Raw genomic sequence first — 1,403 nt, 5'->3', positions numbered from 1 at the left:
GAAGAAAATTTAGGATCAGGCACCTTAACCGATATGATCGCAGTGAGGCCTTCACGAGCATCATCACCAGAAGTAGAAACTTTCTGGTTCTTGGCAAAACCTTCACGCTCAATGTAGTTGTTCAGGTTACGGGTCAGCGCGGCTCTGAAGCCAGCAAGGTGGGTCCCCCCATCACGCTGAGGAATGTTGTTGGTAAAGCAGAAAATGTTTTCCTGAAAGCCATCATTCCACTGCAATGCCACCTCTACACCAATGCCATCTTCCCTTACTTTCGTGAAGTGGAAGACCTTGTTGATATTGGTTTTATTGGTATTCAGATATTCAACGAATGCACTCAGGCCTCCGTCATAGCGAAACTGGTCTTCTTTCCCCGAACGCTCATCAATCAGTCGAATAAAGACGCCAGAGTTCAGGAAAGAGAGTTCCCTCAGCCTTTTAGCCAAAATGTCATAGCTAAACTGGATGTTGGAGAAGGTTTCCTCAGAGGGAACAAAATGAACCTCTGTACCGCTCTTTTCAGTTTCTCCAATCACCTTCATAGGTTCCTGTGGAACACCGTGCGCATAGATCTGCTGATGAACCTGACCATTTCTGCGGATGGTCAGTTTAAGCTCTTTGGAAAGGGCATTTACTACGGATACACCGACACCGTGAAGACCACCAGAGACTTTATAGGTGTTATCATCAAACTTCCCCCCCGCATGAAGTACCGTCATGATCACTTCAGCGGCAGACACACCTTCTTCTTCGTGGATATCTACCGGGATTCCCCGACCGTTATCACGAACGGTTATGGATTCATCCGGGTGGATAATAACTGCAATTTCATCACAGAAGCCTGCCAGGGCTTCATCGATCGAGTTATCTACCACTTCAAACACCATGTGGTGAAGTCCGGTACCGTCATCCGTATCACCAATGTACATTCCTGGACGCTTACGAACTGCATCGAGGCCTTTCAGCACTTTAATATTGGACGCATCGTAATTTTGTTCACTCATACTCTTTCTCCAGCGATTTCTCCAGCGATTCAGCCTGGCGAATCTCACGCCCAGATTTCAGGTTCACAGTTCCCTGTTTCACGTGAAACACTTTAAGATCAATTTCAGGCTCCCAGCAATTCACCAGTGCGCCCGGCTCTACACAGGTAATAAATACCTGACTTTGCATATTCTGTAATATTTTACACATAGCTTTTCTGTGATGAATATCCAACTCTGAAGGCAAATCATCCACAAGAAAAACACACTGGCTATTACTCATTTTTGAAAAGAGATAACCTTGCGCAAGCTTTAACGCACAAACGACTAACTTTAGCTGGCCACGAGACAAAATATCGACGGCATTACTTCCATCAAGACGCACTCTAATATCAGCTCGTTGTGGCCCTGACTGTGTGTATC

General features: G+C 45.8%; 1 protein-coding gene and 1 pseudogene. Both read right to left on the bottom strand.

Annotation, left to right across the window (positions count from 1 at the left end):
* A partial coding sequence (locus KDK17_RS07190) for an ATP-binding protein (RefSeq protein ID WP_257287713.1) occupies window positions 1-1,001 on the bottom strand: 1,001 nt, incomplete at its 3' end.
* Window positions 994-1,403, bottom strand: a pseudogene (locus tag KDK17_RS07185) (DNA replication and repair protein RecF); the annotation flags it as partial. The pseudogene KDK17_RS07185 and the gene KDK17_RS07190, both read right to left, overlap by 8 nt.

Source organism: Endozoicomonas sp. SESOKO2, from assembly GCF_024606245.1.
Taxonomy (GTDB): domain Bacteria; phylum Pseudomonadota; class Gammaproteobacteria; order Pseudomonadales; family Endozoicomonadaceae; genus Endozoicomonas_A.
The sequence above is the reverse complement of the archived record's forward strand: the minus strand, read 5'-3'. Positions and strand labels throughout refer to the sequence as shown.